At 71.6% G+C, this 18,372-nt stretch carries 13 protein-coding genes; all 13 read left to right on the forward strand.

Going from position 1 to position 18,372, the window contains the following annotated elements:
* Window positions 1-44: 44 nt before the first annotated feature.
* The 13 genes from NMK44_RS06785 to NMK44_RS06845 all read left to right on the forward strand — a co-directional run bounded on the left by NMK44_RS06785 (window position 45) and on the right by NMK44_RS06845 (window position 18,372).
* On the forward strand, window positions 45-1,370 hold the full coding sequence (locus NMK44_RS06785) for a nucleotide sugar dehydrogenase (protein ID WP_254739354.1): 1,326 nt from the start codon (window positions 45-47) through the stop codon (window positions 1,368-1,370).
* Window positions 1,360-2,598 (forward strand): glycosyltransferase family 4 protein, encoded by a 1,239-nt coding sequence (locus NMK44_RS06790; RefSeq protein ID WP_254739356.1) that lies wholly within the window; start codon window positions 1,360-1,362, stop codon window positions 2,596-2,598. The genes NMK44_RS06785 and NMK44_RS06790 overlap by 11 nt, the downstream gene beginning before the upstream one ends.
* Complete coding sequence (locus tag NMK44_RS06795) at window positions 2,595-3,992, forward strand: Wzz/FepE/Etk N-terminal domain-containing protein (RefSeq protein ID WP_254739358.1); 1,398 nt, start codon at window positions 2,595-2,597, stop codon at window positions 3,990-3,992. The genes NMK44_RS06790 and NMK44_RS06795 overlap by 4 nt, the downstream gene beginning before the upstream one ends.
* Window positions 3,989-5,515, forward strand: a complete 1,527-nt coding sequence (locus NMK44_RS06800; RefSeq protein WP_254739360.1) for a Wzz/FepE/Etk N-terminal domain-containing protein — start codon at window positions 3,989-3,991, stop codon at window positions 5,513-5,515. Before NMK44_RS06795 ends, NMK44_RS06800 begins: the two co-directional genes overlap by 4 nt.
* 3 nt (window positions 5,516-5,518) lie before the next feature.
* Window positions 5,519-7,453 carry an asparagine synthase (glutamine-hydrolyzing) gene (gene asnB, locus NMK44_RS06805; protein ID WP_254739362.1) on the forward strand — a complete coding sequence of 645 codons (1,935 nt, stop codon included), beginning with the start codon at window positions 5,519-5,521 and terminating at the stop codon, window positions 7,451-7,453.
* 16 nt (window positions 7,454-7,469) lie between these two features.
* Window positions 7,470-9,665 (forward strand): bi-domain-containing oxidoreductase, encoded by a 2,196-nt coding sequence (locus NMK44_RS06810; RefSeq protein ID WP_254739364.1) that lies wholly within the window; start codon window positions 7,470-7,472, stop codon window positions 9,663-9,665.
* Between the two features lie 2 nt (window positions 9,666-9,667).
* A complete protein-coding gene (locus NMK44_RS06815) occupies window positions 9,668-11,638 on the forward strand; it encodes a heparinase II/III family protein (protein ID WP_254739366.1) in 1,971 nt (656 codons plus the stop codon).
* A gap of 8 nt (window positions 11,639-11,646) precedes the next feature.
* Window positions 11,647-13,167 carry a right-handed parallel beta-helix repeat-containing protein gene (locus tag NMK44_RS06820; RefSeq protein WP_254739368.1) on the forward strand — a complete coding sequence of 507 codons (1,521 nt, stop codon included), beginning with the start codon at window positions 11,647-11,649 and terminating at the stop codon, window positions 13,165-13,167.
* A gap of 1 nt (window position 13,168) precedes the next feature.
* The gene (locus NMK44_RS06825; protein WP_254739370.1) at window positions 13,169-14,410 is read left to right on the forward strand and encodes an O-antigen ligase domain-containing protein; all 1,242 of its coding nucleotides are present in this window, start codon (window positions 13,169-13,171) and stop codon (window positions 14,408-14,410) included.
* A gap of 1 nt (window position 14,411) precedes the next feature.
* The gene (locus NMK44_RS06830) at window positions 14,412-15,626 is read left to right on the forward strand and encodes a glycosyltransferase (RefSeq protein ID WP_254739372.1); all 1,215 of its coding nucleotides are present in this window, start codon (window positions 14,412-14,414) and stop codon (window positions 15,624-15,626) included.
* Window positions 15,627-15,689: 63 nt separating this feature from the next.
* Entirely contained in the window at window positions 15,690-16,925 is a 1,236-nt protein-coding gene (locus tag NMK44_RS06835; RefSeq protein ID WP_254739374.1) for a class I SAM-dependent methyltransferase, read from the forward strand.
* On the forward strand, window positions 16,922-17,716 hold the full coding sequence (locus NMK44_RS06840) for a glycosyltransferase family protein (protein ID WP_254739376.1): 795 nt from the start codon (window positions 16,922-16,924) through the stop codon (window positions 17,714-17,716). The genes NMK44_RS06835 and NMK44_RS06840 overlap by 4 nt, the downstream gene beginning before the upstream one ends.
* Window positions 17,713-18,372, forward strand: coding sequence for a PIG-L deacetylase family protein (locus NMK44_RS06845; RefSeq protein WP_254739378.1), 660 nt, complete (start codon window positions 17,713-17,715; stop codon window positions 18,370-18,372). The genes NMK44_RS06840 and NMK44_RS06845 overlap by 4 nt, the downstream gene beginning before the upstream one ends.

Below are 18,372 nucleotides of genomic sequence, written 5' to 3' on the forward strand. Positions count from 1 at the left end.
GGGACCGCAGGCCACAAGGGTCTGCCGTGGGGGAGGAACGCGTCATGAGGATCAGCGTTTTCGGGCTCGGCTACGTGGGCTGTGTATCGGCCGCGTGCCTGGCCAGTATGGGTCACGAGGTCATCGGGGTGGACGTCAACCAGGTGAAGGTCGACCTGGTCAACGACGGCAAGGCCCCGGTGGTCGAGGAGCGGATCGGCGAGCTCACCGCCGAGGTCGTACGGGCCGGGACGTTGCGCGCCACCGTCGACGTCCGCGAGGCCATCATGGGCAGCGAGGTGTCGCTGGTGTGCGTGGGCACACCGTCGGAGCCCAACGGCAGCTTGTGCACCACGTACTTGGAGCGGGTCACCGAGGAGATCGGCGCCGCGCTGGCCGAGCGGGCCGGACAAGGGGGCCGGCACACCCTCGTCTTCCGCAGCACCATGCTCCCGGGCACCTGTCTGGACCTGCTGGTGCCGATCCTGGAGAAGCACATCGGTGGTACGGCCGGGGTGGACGTCGGGGTCGCGGTCAACCCGGAGTTCCTGCGCGAGGGCACGAGCGTGCTGGACTTCTTCGACCCGCCCAAGACCGTCATCGGCGAGCTCGACCCGGCCAGCGGCGATGTGGTGGCGGCGCTGTACGAGGAGCTGCCCGGCGAGGTGTTCCGGGTGCCGATCCCGACGGCCGAGGCCATCAAGTACGCGGACAACGCGTTCCATGGCCTCAAGATCGGCTTCGCGAATGAACTGGGCGCGGTGTGCCAGGCGCTCGGGGTGGACTCGCACCAGGTCATGGATGTGTTCCTGGCCGACCGCAAGCTGAACATCAGCCCCGCCTATCTGCGGCCCGGTTTCGCCTTCGGTGGCTCCTGTCTGCCCAAGGACTTACGCAGCCTGGTCCACGCGGCGCGGCGGGCCGATGTCTCGGTGCCCATCCTCGCCCATGTGCTGCCCTCCAACGCCGACCATCTGCAGCGCGCGGTGGAGCTGGTCGAGCGCACCGGGAAGCGCCGGGTGGGGCTGTTCGGGCTGTCGTTCAAACCCGGGACCGATGACCTCCGTGAGAGCCCGCTCGTCGAGCTGGCCGAGAGACTCTTCGGCAAGGGGTACGACCTGCGGATCTACGACGCCAATGTGAGCCTCTCCCGGCTGCTCGGCGCGAACCGCGAGTACATCGAGACCCGGCTGCCGCACCTCGGGCACCTGCTCGCGGACTCCGTCGACGAGGTGCTCGAACACGCCGAGGTGTGCCTGGTGGGGACCAGGGACCAGGCCGTGCTGTCGGCGCTGCCCCATGGTGGGAGCCCGGTCATCGTCGATCTCATCCGCCTTCCCGACGCCGAGGCGCGCCGGGCCGAACCGGGGTACATGGGCCTTGCTTGGTAACGCAGTCAGCGGTGACGGGTCGGGCCGGCGTGCGCTGATCCTGGTGGAGAACCTGTCGGTGCCCTTCGACCGGCGGGTGTGGCAGGAGTGCACGACGCTGCGCGACGCGGGCTGGGAGGTCCACGTCATCTGTCCCCGGGGCGAGAAGCGGGACACGGAGCCGGAGGCGTTGATCGAGGGGGTGCGGATCCACCGCTACCCGCTGCGCGCGGCCACCGGAGGACCGGCCGGCTACCTGCGGGAGTACGGATCGGCGCTGTGGCATACGGCCCGGCTGGCCCGCAAGGTCGGCCCGGTCCATGTGGTCCATGCCTGCAACCCGCCCGACCTGCTGTTCCTGGCGGCACGGTGGCTCAGGCAGCGCGGCGCGCGGTTCGTCTTCGACCAGCACGACCTGGTGCCGGAGCTGTACCTGTCCCGGTTCGACCGCGGCAAGGACCTGCTCTACCGCGCCGTGTGCGCGCTGGAGCGGCGGACCTACCGGGCCGCGGACATCGTGCTGGCCACGAACGAGAGCTACCGGGACGTCGCGGTGCGCCGTGGCGGAAAGCGCCCGGAGGATGTGTTCGTGGTGCGCAGCGCACCCGCGATCGAACGGTTCCAACCGGTGCCGCCTGAGGAGGAGTTGAAGCGCGGCAAGCCCCATCTGCTGTGCTACCTCGGCGTCATGGGCCCTCAGGACGGAGTCGACTACGCCTTGCGGGCCCTGGCGAAGCTGCGCGACGAGCTCGGACGGACCGACTGGCACGCGGTGTTCGTCGGCTCCGGCGACGCCTTCGACGCGATGGTGGCGCTGTCGCGGCGGCTCGGGCTCTCGGAGCAGGTGCAGTTCACCGGGCGTGTTCCGGACGCCGACCTGGTGCGCTACCTGTCGACCGCGGATGTCTGTCTCTCCCCCGACCCGCGCAATCCGCTCAACGACGTGTCGACCATGAACAAGGTCCTGGAGTACATGGCGATGGGCCGGCCGATCGTCTCGTTCGACCTGAAGGAGGCGCGTGTCTCGGCCGGTGAGGCCGCCGTTTACGCGGCCGCCGACGACGAGGCCGAGTTCGCCGGGCTCATCGCCGGGCTGCTCGACGATCCGGAGAAGCGGGCCCGGATGGGCAAGATCGGCCAGGAGCGGATCGGCGGTCAGCTCTCCTGGCGGAACTCGCAGGCGTCGCTGCTCGCCGCCTACGCCGCCGCCTGCGGCCCCTACCGTTCAGGGAAGAGGCAGCGCAGTTGAGTGAGGACGCAATACGCCTGGTCACGATCGGGCGGATCATCCGTCGGCGGTGGCGGCTGCTCACCATCCTCGCCCTGCTGGGCGCGCTCGTCGGCTACGGCACCTCCTTGCTGTTCCCGCCGCGCTACACCACGTCGGCGTCGGTACTGCTGCCAGGGGCGTGGGAGGAGCGCGAGCTGCTGACCCAGGCGGAGATCGCGACCAGTTCGGTGGTGCTCGACCGCGCGGCGGCCTCGCTCGGCTGGAGCGGGGTCGGCGGCGGCGAGCTGCGGGACCGGGTGAGCGCCCGGGCCGCCGAGGGGAACATCATCAAGATCTCGGGCACGGCCGAGACCCCGGAACGCGCACAGCGCCTCTCCGACCAGGTGGTCCAGCAGTTCGTCAGCTTCGCCGCGCGGCTGGTGGGCGATGACACCGACGCCGACGCGGCGACCGGGCCCGAGGCACTGCGGCAGATGGTGGTGAAGACCAGCCGCCGCATCACCGAGCTGGCCGACGCCGCCGATCCGGGGCGGACCGTGGAGGGTGTGCAGGCCCGCACCGAGCTCGAGAAGCTGCGCACCACGCTCCAGGAAGCCATGAAGAAGCTGGACGACGCCGACCCGGCGGCCGACAGGGCGAGCCTGGTCGTCATGGGTCCGGCGGCCCCGCCGGACGGCGAAGCGCCGCCGACCAGGATCCAACTCATCGTCGGCGGAGCGCTGTTGTTCTTCGTGTTCGCGGTCATCGGCCATCTCGCCGCCGCACGGGCCGGCCGCCGGCTGCGCACCGAACCGGAGATCGCCGCGGCCCTGGGCTCGACGCTGCTGGGTACCGTCGACGTACCCGGTGATCGGCGCGCGTACCGGCCGGAAGGCCGTGGCGCACGGGACCGGATCCGCCGGCTGCTGGGCACCGACGTCCGGTGGGATCTGCCGGTCCCGCGGACCTCCGGCGACGAGGCCGGCCGGCAGATCCGCTACCGGCGGGTGTGCACCCGCCTCCGGGACCAACTGCCCACCTCCCGAAGGCTGCTGGTCGTCGTCCCGGACGGCGACGAGATCGCCCGCCGGGCCGCCGGGCAGCTCGTCGCCGAGGCCGGGAGCGACACTTCCCCGGCCGCTTCGGGCGGGGGATTCCCCGTGCTGCGGATGGTGGGGGTCTCGGTGTCCCAGCCGATGGTGCCGGACCGTGGCGAGGAGTCCGGTGCCCTGGTCGTGGTCAGCGCGGGGAGCTGGACCGCGGGGGAGCTCTCCGGTGTCGCCGAGGCGTGTGCGGACGCCAAGCACGAGGTCGTCGGCATCGTCCTCGCCGGTACGGTCCGGGCCCGTCCCAAGCGGTCCGCCGGACACCGCCGGGGAACCGCCGCTCCGGCACTCGCGGTGGGCGACGGCGCGACGGGAGGTTCAGGGTGACCACGCATACGACTCCGGAGTCGCCGGCCGCCGCTCCGCTGCTGGATCTGCAGGCACTGGTGGTGGCGGTGCGCAGACGCCGCCGTCTGTGGTGCTCCATGGCGCTGCTGGGGCTGCTCGTCGGCGCGGCGATGGCGGTCCTGATGCCGCCGGCGCCGACCGCGGTGACCAAGGTGCTGGTCGCGCATCAGGAGGACCAGCCGAATGACACCGGAACGCTGATCCGCACCGATGTCGAGCTGCTGGGGACCACACGGATCGCCGGGAAGGCCCTGCAGGCCCTCGGCTCCCCCGGGAACCCCGAAGACTTCATGCAGGACTACCGGGGCACCGGTCTGACCAACAACCTGCTGCAGATCGATGTGACGGGTGACAGCGACGCGGAAGCGGTGGCCCGTGCCAAGGCACTGGCCGACACGTTCGTCGCGGACCATGTGAAGCGGATGCGGGAGACCGCGAAGGCCGAGTCCAAGGCCCTGCTCGACCAGCGTGACCGGATGCGGAACGAGCTCGACAAGGTCAACAAGGCGATCGGGGACCGGTCGCCGGAGAGCGGCCCGGAAGCGTCGGCGAGCATCGAGTCGCTCTACGCCCGCCGGGCGGAACTCAACTCGCGGATCGCCGACTTCGACCAGCGCGCCGAGGAGGCGCGCATCGGTACGCCCAAGCTGGTCGCCGGCACACAGATCGTGGACGCCCCGCACGCGGTGCGGCACTCCCTGCCCAAGGCCGCGGTCACCAACGCCGTGATCGGGCTGGTCCTCGGGCTGGTCCTCGGGCTCGCGGTGGCCGCGGTCGGCGCGGTGGTGGCGGACCGCCCCGTGCTGCGCCGGGAGATCGCGGCGAACCTGGGCGCCTCGGTCATCGCGGAGCTGCGCCGGGTGTCCCGCAGGCCGGGCAGACCGTGGCAGCGCCGGCGGACCCGGGCGACACACGAGCGGCTCATCACGACCCTGGCCCGGACCGTACGCGGCTCCACGGAGACGGTGTCGCTGCTGGAACTGGGCTGTGCGCGCACTGCGAGTCTGATCGCCGTGGACCTCGCCGGGGCACTGGCGGCGGACGGGCCGGTGGTCATCGTCGACGGTCTGCCGGGTCCGCAGCTCGCCAACTGCCGCCGGAAGCCGGGAGATCCGGAGGTGATCGGCGGCGAGCGTGCCGCGACCGTACCGCGCCAGGCGCGCAAGCTCGGCGTCGGCTCGGTGGCGCCCGGTACGGCGTGGACCGATCTGCAGTACCTCGGCGGCCAGACCGTGCTGGTCGTGCGGGCCGGGCACGGCAGCGCCGCATGGCTGCACACCGTGGCGCGGCAACTCGCCGACCAGCGCATTCCGGTGATCGGTGTGGTGCTGATCGATCCCGATCCGCGGGACCGGACCGACGGCACGCTGTGGGACGGGCTGCATATCGCGCTGCGGGGCCAGAGCGAGCGGCTGGCCCGGCAGAACGGGATGGGCCAGCTGCGGACCGAGCGGCCGATATGGGCCGCACGGGTCCCGGCCAACGACCAGGAGGCGCGGTAGGACATGTGTGGCATCGCAGGGACATACCGGTGGCCGGACGGGAAGGCCGTGGCCGACCGGCTCACCGATACCCTCGCCCACCGCGGTCCGGACGGGGCGGGCCGGTACGGCCACCCCGCCGGTGACGGCGAAGTGCAGCTCGGACACCGTCGGCTGGCCATCATCGACCTGTCGGGGACCGGCGCCCAGCCGATGGTCTCGGGCGGCCTCGCCCTGACCTACAACGGCGAGCTGTACAACGCGCCCGAGCTGCGTGCCGAGCTGACGGCCGCCGGGGTGCGCTTCCGCGGTACCTCCGACACCGAGGTGCTGCTGGAGGCGTGGCGGCGCTGGGGCACGGACTGTCTGCCCCGGCTGCGCGGTATGTTCGCGTTCGGGATCTTCGACGAGCGCACCGGTGAGCTGGTGCTCGCCCGTGACCAGCTCGGCATCAAGCCGCTGTTCCTGCTCCGGCGCGGCGAGGGGCTGGTGTTCGCCTCCGAGCTCAAGGCGCTCGCCGCCGCCACCGGCGGATCGCTGGAGGTGGACCATGCGACGCTGGTCGCCTCGCTGCTGTACTACTGGGTGCCGGACTCGCGCTGCGCGTTCCGTGAGGCGGAGAAGCTGCCGCCGGGGAGCTGGCTGCGGATCCGGCCGGACGGCAGTGTGCGGCGCGGCCGGTACTGGAACCTCAAGGACGTCGCCGCCGAGGGCCGGGAGCGGGCCCGTGGCGGTGAGCGGCCCGATCTGGCCGCCATCGTCGAGGAGTCGACCCGACGGCACCTGCTCTCCGACGTACCGGTGGCGACCTTCCTCTCCGGCGGTCTCGACTCGAGCTGGCTGACCGCGCTCGCGGCCCGCCACCAGCCCGGGATCGCCGCCTACACGATCGGATTCCGCGCCGAGGACGCCAAGTTCGAGGCGATGCCGGACGACCTGCGCTACGCCCGGCAGGTGGCCGGGCGGTTCGGCGTCGATCTGCGGGAGATCGAGATCGCTCCGGATGTGCTCGATCTGCTGCCGCGGATGACGTACCACCTGGACGAGCCGATCGGCGACCCCGCCGCGATCAACACCTTCCTGATCTGCCAGGCCGCCCGGGAGGCCGGGGTCAAGGTGATGCTCTCGGGGATGGGTGCCGATGAGCTGTTCGCCGGTTACCGCAAGCACCTGGCCAATCTGCTCGCGCTGCGCTACCAGCGCGTCCCGCGGCCCCTGCGGCGCGGTCTGTCCCGGGCCGTGGACCGGCTGCCGGTCGCGACGGCCCGCCGGGGGTACCGGTCGGTGCGGTTCGCGAAGCGGTTCCTCTCCTTCGCCGATCTGCCGGAGGAGACCGCGTTCCGGCGCAGCTACACCATGTACGACCAGGACGAGCTGCTCGCCCTGGTCGATCCGGACCTGGCAGGGACGGTCGACGACGTGCTGACCGAGCACGCGGATGTCTACCAGGACAACGACCTGGACGACTTCGTCAACCGTATGTGCCTGGGCGACGCCCGGATGTTCCTGCCGGGCCTGAACCTCACATACACGGACCGGTCGAGCATGGCGGCGTCGACCGAGGTGCGGGTGCCGTACGTGGACGTCGAGGTGGTCAGGGCGGCGTTCGCCGTCCCCGGCGACCGCAAGATCGTGGGACGGCAGGGCAAGGCCGTCCTCAAGGAGGCGGCCACCTCGATCCTGCCCCGGGAGATCGTGTACCGGCCCAAGGGCCTGTTCAGCGCCCCGCTGCGCGCCTGGATGAGCCGGGACCTGGCACCGCTGGTGCGCGAGGTGGTGCACGACGGTGTGCTCGTCAACTCCGGCTTCCTGCGCCGCGACGCGCTGGCGCGCATGGTCGCCGAGGACGCCGCCGGGCAGCGGGACTTCTCCAAGCATCTGTGGCATGTGCTGACCCTCGAGTACTGGTACCGCGGCGCGACCTCCGGCTCCGGCCGGAGCACTCAGTTGACGGCGTAGAACAACAGGAGTTCGGGTGAAACAGGTTGTACAGAATTACAAGAGCGGCGAGCTGGCGCTGCTCGACGTCCCGGTACCGGGATGCAAGCCGGACGGTGTGCGGGTCAGGACCGCCTTCTCGCTGATATCCACCGGGACCGAGCTGATGAAGGTCTCCGAGGCCGGCATGTCGATGCTGGGCAAGGCCCGCTCCCGGCCGGACCAGGTGGCCAAGGTCATGCAGAGCGTGGCCACCAACGGGGTGCCCGCCACCTACCGCAAGGTGATGGGCAAGCTGGACTCCTACACACCGCTGGGCTACTCCCTGTGCGGAGTGGTCGAGCAGGTCGGCGCCGGGATCGACGATGTGAAGGCCGGCGACCTCGTGGCCTGCGCCGGCAATGAGCATGCGCTGCACGCCGAGCTGAACTGGGTGCCGAAGAACCTCTACACCCCGGTGCCGGACGGTCTGGCGCAGCGCCACGCGGCCTTCGGCACCGTCGGGTCGATCGCGATGCAGGGCGTCCGCCAGGGCGAGCCGCAGCTCGGCGAGGTGGCCCTGGTCATCGGCCTCGGGCTGATCGGTCAGCTCGTGGTGCAGCTCCTCACCGCCTCGGGAGTCCGTGTCGTCGGCGTCGACCCCGACCCGGCGCGCTGTGAACTCGCCGAGCGGCTGGGCGCCGTGGCCTGCGGTGATCCCGAGTCCGCGGCCGTGGAGGCGTCCGTCGCCGAGCTCACCGGCGGCCACGGCGTGGACCAGGTGTACCTGGCCGCCGGCGGCAGCAGCAACCAGCCCGTCGAGCTGGCCGCCCGGCTGAGCCGGGACCGCGGCCGGGTCGTCGACATCGGCAAGTGCAGCCTGGACCTGCCGTGGAACGCGTACTACGAGAAGGAGCTCGACGTCCGGTTCTCCCGCAGTTACGGCCCCGGGCGCTACGACCCGGAGTACGAACTCCAGGGGCGCGACTACCCGATCGGCTATGTGCGCTGGACCGAGCGCCGCAACCTGGCGTGCTTCCTCGATCTCATGGCCCGTGGCCGGGTCGATGTGGAGCCCCTGATCTCCCATATCGCGGACTTCGACGATGCCGTCGAGACCTACCGGAGCCTGAAGGACGGCGACCTCAAGGCCGTTGCGGTGCTGTTCCGTTACCCCGACGGCTCCGGCCACGCCGAGGAGGTACCGGCCCCCGAGGTGGCCGTGCCGCAGGTGCGGCGGAGTGGCGCGGTGGCCACCCCGGTCCGTAAGCCCACGGGCCCGGTGCGGCTGGCGTTCGTCGGCGCGGGCAACTACGCGTCGTCGATGCTGCTGCCGCACCTGGCCCAGCGGGACGGGGTGCAGCTCTCGGCGGTCGTCACCACGACGGCGCTGTCCGCGGCCAACGCCCAGCGCACCTTCGGCTTCGCCGCGGCGACCACCGACCTCGACGCGGTGCTCGGCGACCCGTCCATCGACGCGGTGTTCGTGGTCACCCGGCACAGCTCGCACGCCGCACTGACCCGCAAGGCGCTGCTCGCCGGCAAGGCGGTGTTCGTCGAGAAGCCCCTGGCCCTCACCGAGGACGAACTCGCCGATGTGCTGGCGGCGGTGGAGGAGTCCGGCAACGACCGGCTGCAGGTGGGCTTCAACCGCCGGTTCTCACCGCTGCTGCAGGAGGCCAGGAAGCGGTTCGGCGCCCGGACCGGTCCGGCGAATCTGCGCTACCTGGTGAACGCGGGCCGCCTGGACCACGGTAGCTGGTACCTCCAGCAGGGCAGTGAGGGATCGCGGTTCACCGGCGAGGGCGGACACTTCATCGACACGGCGAGCTGGCTGCTCGATGCCGACCCGGTCTCGGTGTACGCGGTCGCCGCGGCCGGCAACGAGGACCTCCAGATCGTGCTGCGCTACCCGGACGGCTCCACCGCCACCATCGCCTACGTCACCACCGGCGCGGCCGCCTTCCCCAAGGAGACGCTGGACCTGCTCGCGGACGGCAAGGTGCTGCAGCTCGACGACTTCGTCCGTGCCTCGGTGTACGACGGCCGCCGCAGGCGATGGGTCAGTTCACGGCTGCCCAAGGCCCGGGACAAGGGCCAGTCGGCCGAACTGGCCGCGTTCGTCAAGGCCGTGCGGACCGGCGGGCCGATGCCGGTGCCGCTGGAGTCGCTGGTCGCCACCACGTCGGCCACCCTCGCCGTACGGACCGGCCTGGCGGGCGGCGCGCCGGTGACGTTGGCGAGGGCCCTGTGAGCATGAGCGCGGGCTGGTACCTGCGGCGGTTGTCCCGGATGGGACCGCGGGAGGTCGGCGGCCGGGTGGGCGACGCGGTGCGCAGACGGCAGTGGAGGTCGTCGCCGCCGGACTGCCCGGAGGTGACCGGCGCCCGGTTCACCGCGGTCCTGCCCGCCGGGACGACCGCCGCGGTGCCACCGGACGCCGCGAAGCGCCTCATCGCCGAGGCGGACCGGCTCATGGCCGGACACATCGAGTACTTCGGGGTGGTCCGCGACGACCTTGCCGCCCCGGACTGGTGGTACGACCCGAAGACCGGGCGGCGGGCTCCGTGGGGCTATGCCTTCGATGTGCCGTACCGGAACGAGGACGCGGTCGGGGACATCAAGCAGATCTGGGAGCTGTCCCGGCACCAGTACCTCACCGTGCTGGCCGCCGCCTACGCGGTCACCGGGGACGAGCGGTACGCCGAGCGCGTGGCCGAACACCTGCGGCGGTGGTGGTCGGCCAACGCGCCACTGCGCGGGGTGCACTGGACCAGCGGGATCGAGCTGGGGATCCGGCTGCTGTCCTGGGTGTGGATCCGCCGACTGCTCGACGGCTGGCCGGGCGCGGCCGGGCTGTTCGAGGACAACCCGGTGGCACTGAACCAGATCTGGCACCACCAGCGCTGGCTGGCCGCCTTCCCCAGCCGGGGGTCCTCGGCGAACAACCACATCATCGCCGAGGCCGCCGGGCAGTTCGCCGCGGCCTGCGCGTTCGACTGGTTCCCCGCCTCGGCGCGCTGGCGGACCGGCGCGCTGCGGTCGCTGGAGCGGCAGTTACGGAACAACACCTTCGGCTCCGGTCTCAACCGTGAGCTGGCCACCGAGTACCACGGACTGGTGCTGGAGCTGGGCCTGGCCGCGGTGGCCGAGGCGGATACCGCGGGCGTACCGGTCCCCGCGTCGATCCGGCAGGTGCTGCTGCGGATGACCGACGCGCTCGCGGCCGTCGTGGACAGCCGGCTGCGGCCGCCGCGCCAGGGGGACGCCGACGACGGGCACGGTCTGGTCGTGGACGGGGCGGGCACGGACCGCTGGGGCTCGCTGCTGGCCACCGGGGACGCCGTGTTCGGCCGGCTCGCCTGGTGGCCGGCGGTGACCGGCACCGATGTCCGCACCCCGCTGCTCGCCGCGCTCATCCGGCCGTACCCGGCACCGGGAAGCGCACCGGCCGTGACCCGTCCGGCGGACCGCCCGGCCCATTTCGCCGACGCGGGGCTCACCATCCTGCGGGGTCCGGGCGAGATCTGGTGCCGCTGCGACGGTGGTCCGCACGGGTTCCTGTCCATCGCCGCGCATGCCCACGCGGACGCGCTGTCCGTGGAGGTCCGGCACGACGGGGTCGATGTGCTCGCCGACCCGGGGACGTACTGCTACCACGGGCAGCCCGCGTGGCGGCAGTACTTCCGGTCCACCCTCGGCCACAACACCCTGCAGATCGACGGTGTCGACCAGTCCGTCTCCGGCGGCCCGTTCCTGTGGACCCGGCATGCCCGCAGCCGTGTCCTGGCCGTGGACACACCCGGCGCCTCCGACGGGGGGACGGCCCGCTGGTGCGCGGAACACGACGGCTACCCGGGCTCCGTGCACCGCCGCCGGGTGGAACTGTGCGCCGAAGAGCGGGAGTTGCTCGTGATCGACGAGGTGCGCGGCGACCGCCGGGAGGTGCGGCTGGCGTTCCACCTCGGCCCGGCGATCAGCGCGGACCTGGTGGGGAGCCGGGCGGTGCTCACCTGGACCCGGGACGGCGAGGACCGCTCCGCGGTGCTCGACCTGCCCGGGGAACTGTCCTGGCGGGCGCACCGCGGCGAGACCGACCCGCCGCTGGGCTGGTACTCCGCGGGCTTCGGGCGCAAGGAACCCGCCACCACGCTGGTCGGCACCGGCTTCGCCGACGGCACCGCGCTGTCGGGGGAATTCACCACCGTACTCAGGTTCCACGGTTAGGAGGACGTGTGGGGATCAAGTGGCGGCACTGGGCTCTGCCGGCCGCACCGCTGGCGCTGGCCCTGCTGGCGGCGACCGGCTGTGAGAGCACGCCGGACGCGCGGCCGAAGCCTGCTGCCGCGCCCCCCACGTCGGTGGCCCGGGTGTGCGCCAAGCCCGCGGCCGGACCGGCCAAGGCCCCGGCGGGCGCGGTGACGGTCGACCCCGCGGTCGCCGGTGACCTGGCCGCGAAGACCAAGAGCAGCCCGCCGAAGACCACGTTCTGGCTCCGGCCGGGCAGGCACAGGCTGGACCCCGACCGCTATGCCCAGGTCATCCCCAAGAAGGGGAACCGCTACCTCGGCGCGCCGGGCGCGGTGCTCGACGGCCGGAAGACCAACCAGTACGCATTCGGCGGCACCGCCCGCGACGTCACCATCCGCTACCTCACCGTGCGGGGTTTCGTGGCGCCGCATGACGAGGGCGTGGTCAACCATGACTCGGCCGACGGATGGGTGATCGAGCACACGACGATCCGGAACAACTCCGGTGCCGGGCTGATGGCCGGTGCCCGCCAGCGGGTCCGCGCCAACTGTCTGCGCGACAACGGCCAGTACGGCATGAACGCGTACAAGGCCACCGGCCGGATCAGCGGTCTGGTGGTCGAGGGCAACGAGATCACGGGCAACAACACCGGCGACTGGGAGCGGCGGCGGAAGGGCTGCGGCTGCACCGGGGGCATCAAGTTCTGGGCCGTCGACGGCGCCGACGTACGCGGCAACTGGGTGCACGACAACCGTGGAGCCGGGTTGTGGGCGGACACCAACAACAACGACTTCCGCATCGAGAGCAATGTGCTCGAGGCCAACGACGGTGCCGCGCTGATCTACGAGACCAGCTACAACGCGGTCATCCGGAAGAACACGATCCGGCGGAACAACTGGGTCGAGGGCCGCAAGGCGGCCGACCGCGGCGACAGCTTCCCGTTCGGGACCATCTATCTGTCCGAATCCGGTGGCGAACCACGGATCCGGGCCCGCACGGACAAGATCGAGATCTATCGGAACGTACTGGAGAACAACTGGTCCGGGATCACCCTGTGGGAGAACGCCGACCGGTTCTGCAACAGCCCGGCCAACACCTCCTCCGGTGACTGCACCCTGCTGGTGAAGGACACCGACCGCTGCGCGGGGCGGGCGATCGCCACCGCACCGCTCTACGCCGACTGCCGGTGGAAGACCCAGCGGGTGGACATCCACGGCAACCGCTTCGTCCTGGACAAGTCCGTCGTCGACTGCACGGTGAAGTGCGACCGCATGGCGCTGCTGGCCAACTACGGCACCTATCCGGACTGGTCGCCGTACCAGGGCGAGCGGGTGGCCGAGGCCATCACCCGCAAGCAGCACAACCAGTGGCACGACAACGTCTACCTCGGACCGTGGAACTTCGTGGCCCACGACCCGAGCCGGATCCTCGACTCCGGACAGTGGCAGGGCACCCCGTACCAGCAGGACACGGGCAGCACCTTCCGCGCACAGGGCGGTGGTTGAGATGAGCACGGGCACCACCGGCCACCCGTCGAAGATCGTCGGAACGGCCTGGGGGCTGTTGATCCTCAATACGCTCGGCTCCGCCGGGGCGGAGACCATCATCCCCCTCCCCCGCTCCCTCATCCAGATGGCCACCATGGGCGCGCTGGCCGCCGCGTTCGCGCTGGCACTCGCGGTCAATCTCCGGCTGCGCATCCGGGCCAGCGCCTATGTGCTCCTGCTCACCCTGCTGCTGGTGCCGAGCCTGATCGCCAGCGCGAACATGGCATCCGGGTTCGGCGCGCTGTTCCGCTGCGGCCGGCTGGCCCTCTTCATCGCCACACTGTGGCTGCTCAGCCGCTGGTGGGACGGGAGCCTGACGTTCGTCCGGCACCACATCCGGATGTACTTCGTGGTCCTCGGGTCGGTGGCCGCGGGCGCGCTCATCTCACCGGGCGCCGCGATGCCGGAGCTCTACGGCGGGCGGCTGGTCGGCGCGCTGTGGCCACTCACCCCGCCGCAGATCGGACAGTACGCCGCGGTGATCATCGGGCTCACCGTACTGCTCGTCCTGGGCCGCCGGACCGACCGGACCAGCGCGGTGGTGGTCATCGTGCCGTCACTCGTCCTGCTCGCGCTGACCCACACCCGGACGGCCACGCTCGGACTGTTCATCGGGCTGACGCTGGCGATCGGCTCGCTCGTCCTGACCAGCGCGGCCGCCCGCCGGTTCTTCGTCTGGGCGGTGGTGTGCGCCGCCGTGGTCGCGGTGGGGTTCGCCTCCGCGCTGCGGGCGTGGTTCCTGCGCGGACAGAGCCAGGAGAACTTCACCAGCCTCACCGGCCGGGCCAAGGTCTGGGACGCCCTGCTGGCGGCCCCCCGGACGACCTCGGAGTATCTGTTCGGCATGGGCCTGGGCGACAAGTCGTTCGGCGGGCTGCCGATCGACAACAGCTGGCTGGCCGTCTACAACGAGCAGGGCATGACCGGTGTCGTCCTGGTGGCGGCGATCATCATCGTGCTGGGCGGGGTCGCGCTGCTGCGGCCGCCGTCACTGTCGAGGGCCTGCGCGATCTTCCTGATCAGCTACTGCGCGATCGCGTCGTACACCGAGGCCGGTCTGGGCGACGCCTCGCCGTATCTGCTGCATCTGGCCGTGGCCGCCTCGCTGCTCGCGGCACCCGCCGCGGCAACTCCCTCCTCGACGCCCGACGTTCCCCGGCCACGCGTCCCCAAGTGGGCTCGCAGATCGGAGGTGATCTGACATGCACGTCCTCGTGGTGCACAACCGGTACGGCTCGGCGCAGCCGAGCGGTGAGAACAAGGTCGTCGACCAGGAGGTGGCGCTGCTGCGCGGAGCCGGCCACCGGGTGGAGGTGTTCGAGCGGCGCAGCGACGACATCGGCGCCCGGTCCCTGCCGGGCAAGGTCGCGGTACCGCTGCTGGTGCCATGGAACCCGGCGGTCCGCGCGGAACTCGCCGCCCGGCTGCGCACCGAGCGGCCGGATGTGGTCCATGTGCACAACGTCTTCCCGCTGCTGTCGCCCGCGGTGCTGGCCGCCTGCGCCGACGCCGGTGTGCCCACCGTCGCCACCCTGCACAACTACACCCAGGTCTGTCCGCCCGGCACACTGCAGCGCGATGGCCGGCCGTGCACCGAGTGCGTCGGGCGGGCGCCGCTGCCCGCCGTCCGGCACGGCTGCTACCGGAGCTCCCGCCTCGCGACGGTGCCGCTCGCGGTCAGCCTGTCGGTCAACCGGCGGCGGTGGTGGTCCGGTGTGGACCGGTTCTTCTGCATCTCCGCGGCGCAGCGCGACGTCCTGGTGCGGTCCGGTATGCCGGCCGAGCGGCTGGCGGTGAAGCACAACTTCGTGCCGGACCCGGAGGACCGCCGCACGGGCGCCGGTGAGCATCTGCTCTATCTGGGCCGGCTCGCGGAGGCCAAGGGGGTGCGGCTGCTCATGGCCGCGTGGGACGAGATCGCGGCGGGCGGCGGTGTGGGGGTGCCGCTCGTGATCGCCGGGGCGGGGCCGCTGGAGCGGGAGGTGACCGCCTGGGCGGCGGGCCGGGACGATGTGCGCTACGCCGGCCTGTACGACACGGCGGAGACCCGGAAGGCCCTCGCCAGGTCGGTGGCCGTGGTGGCTCCCTCGACGTGGCTGGAGGCGTTCGGCCTGGTGGTCGTGGAGGCGATGGCGGCGGGGGTCCCGGCCGTCGCCGCCGGTCACGGCGCCTTCACCGAACTTGTCGAGGACGGGAGGACCGGGCTGCTGCACCGGCCGGGCGAGGCCGCCTCGCTCGCGTCCTGCATACGCCGGATCGCGGCCGATCAGGACCGCAACCGGGAGATGGGCCGGGCGGCCCGGAGCCGGTACGAGCAGGGCTTCAGCCCGGCCGTCGGGCTGGAACGCCTGGTGGAGGGGTACCGCACCGCGATCGCGGGGCGGTCCGGCGAGGCGGGGACAGCCCGCCGCCGGTAGGGGACGACACACACTGGCTCGCGGCGGGGACACCCGCGCGGGCGGGGGGATGGGGACACGTAGATGACACGATGCCGACTCTGCGGCTCGGAAGCGATGACCAGCGTCGTCGATCTGGGGGCGACGCCGCCGTGTGAGAGCTTTCTCGCCGCGGACCGACTCGACCAGCCGGAGCCCGCGTACCCGCTGCACCTGCGGGTCTGCACCGACTGCTGGCTGGCGCAGATCCCGCCGCTGATCACGCCGGAGGAGACGTTCAAGGAGTACGCGTACTTCTCCTCGTACTCGACCTCCTGGGTGGAGCACGCGCGCACGTTCGTGGCCGACGCCGTACAGCGGGTGGGCCTGGGCGACGACGCCTTCGTGGTCGAGGTCGCGAGCAACGACGGGTATCTGCTGAGGCATGTGGTGGACCGGGGGATCCGCTGTCTGGGCATCGAGCCGTCGGTGAACGTCGGCGCCGCGGCGCGGGACGCGGGTGTGCCCACGCTCACGGAGTTCCTGAGCCCCGACACCGGCTCGGCCGTACGCGCCGAGCACGGCCCGGCGGACCTGGTCGTGGCCAACAACGTGTACGCGCACATCCCCGACGTGGTCGGGTTCACCCAGGGGCTGCGCGCCCTGGTCGCCGACGACGGCTGGGTCTCCATCGAGGTGCAGCATCTGCTGACCCTGATCGAGGAGAACCAGTACGACACCATCTACCACGAGCACTTCCAGTACTACACGGTCGCGTCCGCGATCCGGGCGCTGGCCAGCGGCGGGCTCACGCTCGTGGACGTCGAGCTGTTGCCCACGCACGGCGGTTCCATCCGGCTGTGGGCCCGGCCGGCCGAGGTGGCCGGTGAGCCGACGCAGGCGGTGGCCGATGTGCTGGGCCGGGAGAAGGCCGCCGGGCTCCAGGAGCTGTCCGGGTACACCGAGTTCTCCGCCCGGGTGGCCACGGTGCGCCGGAACCTGCTGAAGTTCCTCATCACCGCGGCCGAGCGCGGCGAGACGGTCGTCGGCTACGGCGCCCCCGGCAAAGGCAACACCCTGCTCAACCACTGCGGTATCCGGCCCGATCTGCTCCGGTACACCGTCGACCGCAACCCCTACAAGCACGGCAGGTTCACCCCGGGCACCCGTATCCCGATCCTGCCGCCCGAGCGGATAGCCGCCGACCGGCCGGACTACGTCCTCGTCCTCCCGTGGAACCTGCGGGACGAGCTGGTCGAGCAGCTGTCCTTCGTGCACGAGTGGGGCGGCCGGCTGGTCTTCCCCATCCCGGAACTGAGCATTGTCGAGGTCGAGCGATGAAGGTCGTACTGTTCTGCGGCGGTTACGGGATGCGGATGCGCAGCGGTGCCGCGGACGATGTGCCCAAGCCGATGGCCATGGTCGGCCCGCGGCCGCTGATCTGGCATGTCATGCGCTACTACGCGCACTTCGGGCACACCGAGTTCATCCTGTGCCTGGGGTACGGGGCCCATCACATCAAGGACTTCTTCCTCCACTACGAGGAGACGACGTCCAACGACTTCGTGCTGCGCGGCGGCCGGACCGAGCTGCTGTCCACCGATATCTCGGACTGGACGATCACGTTCGCGCAGACCGGTATCGAGTCACCGATCGGCGAGCGGCTGCGCCGGGTGCGGCACCATCTGGACGGCGACGAGATGTTCCTCGCCAACTACGCCGATGTGCTCACCGACGCCCCGCTGCCGGAGATGATCGACCGGTTCGCCTGGCGCGACGCCGGGGCGTCGATGATGGTGGTGCCGCCGCAGTCCTCGTTCCACTGCGTGGAGCTGGGCGAGGACGGCCTGGTGGGGGGCATCACCGCGGTGAGCGAACTGCCGCTGTGGGAGAACGGCGGCTACTTCGTGCTCCGCCAGGAGGTCTTCGACCACATACCGGAGAACGGGGACCTGGTCGCCGACGGATGTGGCGGACTGGCCAAGCAGGGGCGGCTGGTGGCACATCAGCACCGCGGCTTCTGGAAGCCGACCGACACCGTGAAGGAACGGGCCGCGCTCGACCACGCCTACGCCCGGGGCGACCGCCCGTGGGCCGTGTGGGAGCGGGACACCGCCGGGGCGCGGGCGTGATCCGGCTCGGCGCCGGGCGCCCGGACCGGATCGTCGCGGTGGGCGCGCACTGCGACGACATCGCCATCGGCGCGGGCGGCACCCTGCTCGCGATGTGCCGCGCACGGCCGGGCATCCGCGTCGACGCGCTGGTGCTCTCCGGCGGTGGCACCGACCGGGAGCAGGAGGAGCGGGCAGCGCTCACCGCCTTCTGCCCGGGTGCCGACCTGCGGCTGACCGTCCTCAAGCTGCCGGACGGCCGGATCCCCGCGCACTGGGAGGAGGCCAAGGCCGCGGTCGAGGAACTGCGCGGGCGGACCGAACCGGATCTGATCCTCGCCCCGCGCACCGATGACGCCCACCAGGACCACCGCGGCCTGGCGCGGCTGCTGCCCACCGCGTTCCGCGACCACCTGGTGCTCGGCTACGAGATCGTCAAATGGGACGGCGATCTCGGCCGTCCGGTGGCCTACCAGCCGCTGTCACCTCGGACCGCGGAGGAGAAGGTGCGGCTGCTGCAGGAGCACTACCCCTCGCAGCGGCACCGGCCCTGGTACGACCGGGAAGCCTTCCTCGGTCTCGCACGGATCCGCGGTATCGAATGCCAGGAGCGCTACGCCGAGGCGTTCGCCGTCACCAAACTCACTCTCGACCTCGCTCTCGACCTGGGGGATTGA

The sequence above is a fragment of the Streptomyces cucumeris genome, assembly GCF_024295805.1.
In the GTDB taxonomy this organism is placed as follows: domain Bacteria; phylum Actinomycetota; class Actinomycetes; order Streptomycetales; family Streptomycetaceae; genus Streptomyces; species Streptomyces cucumeris.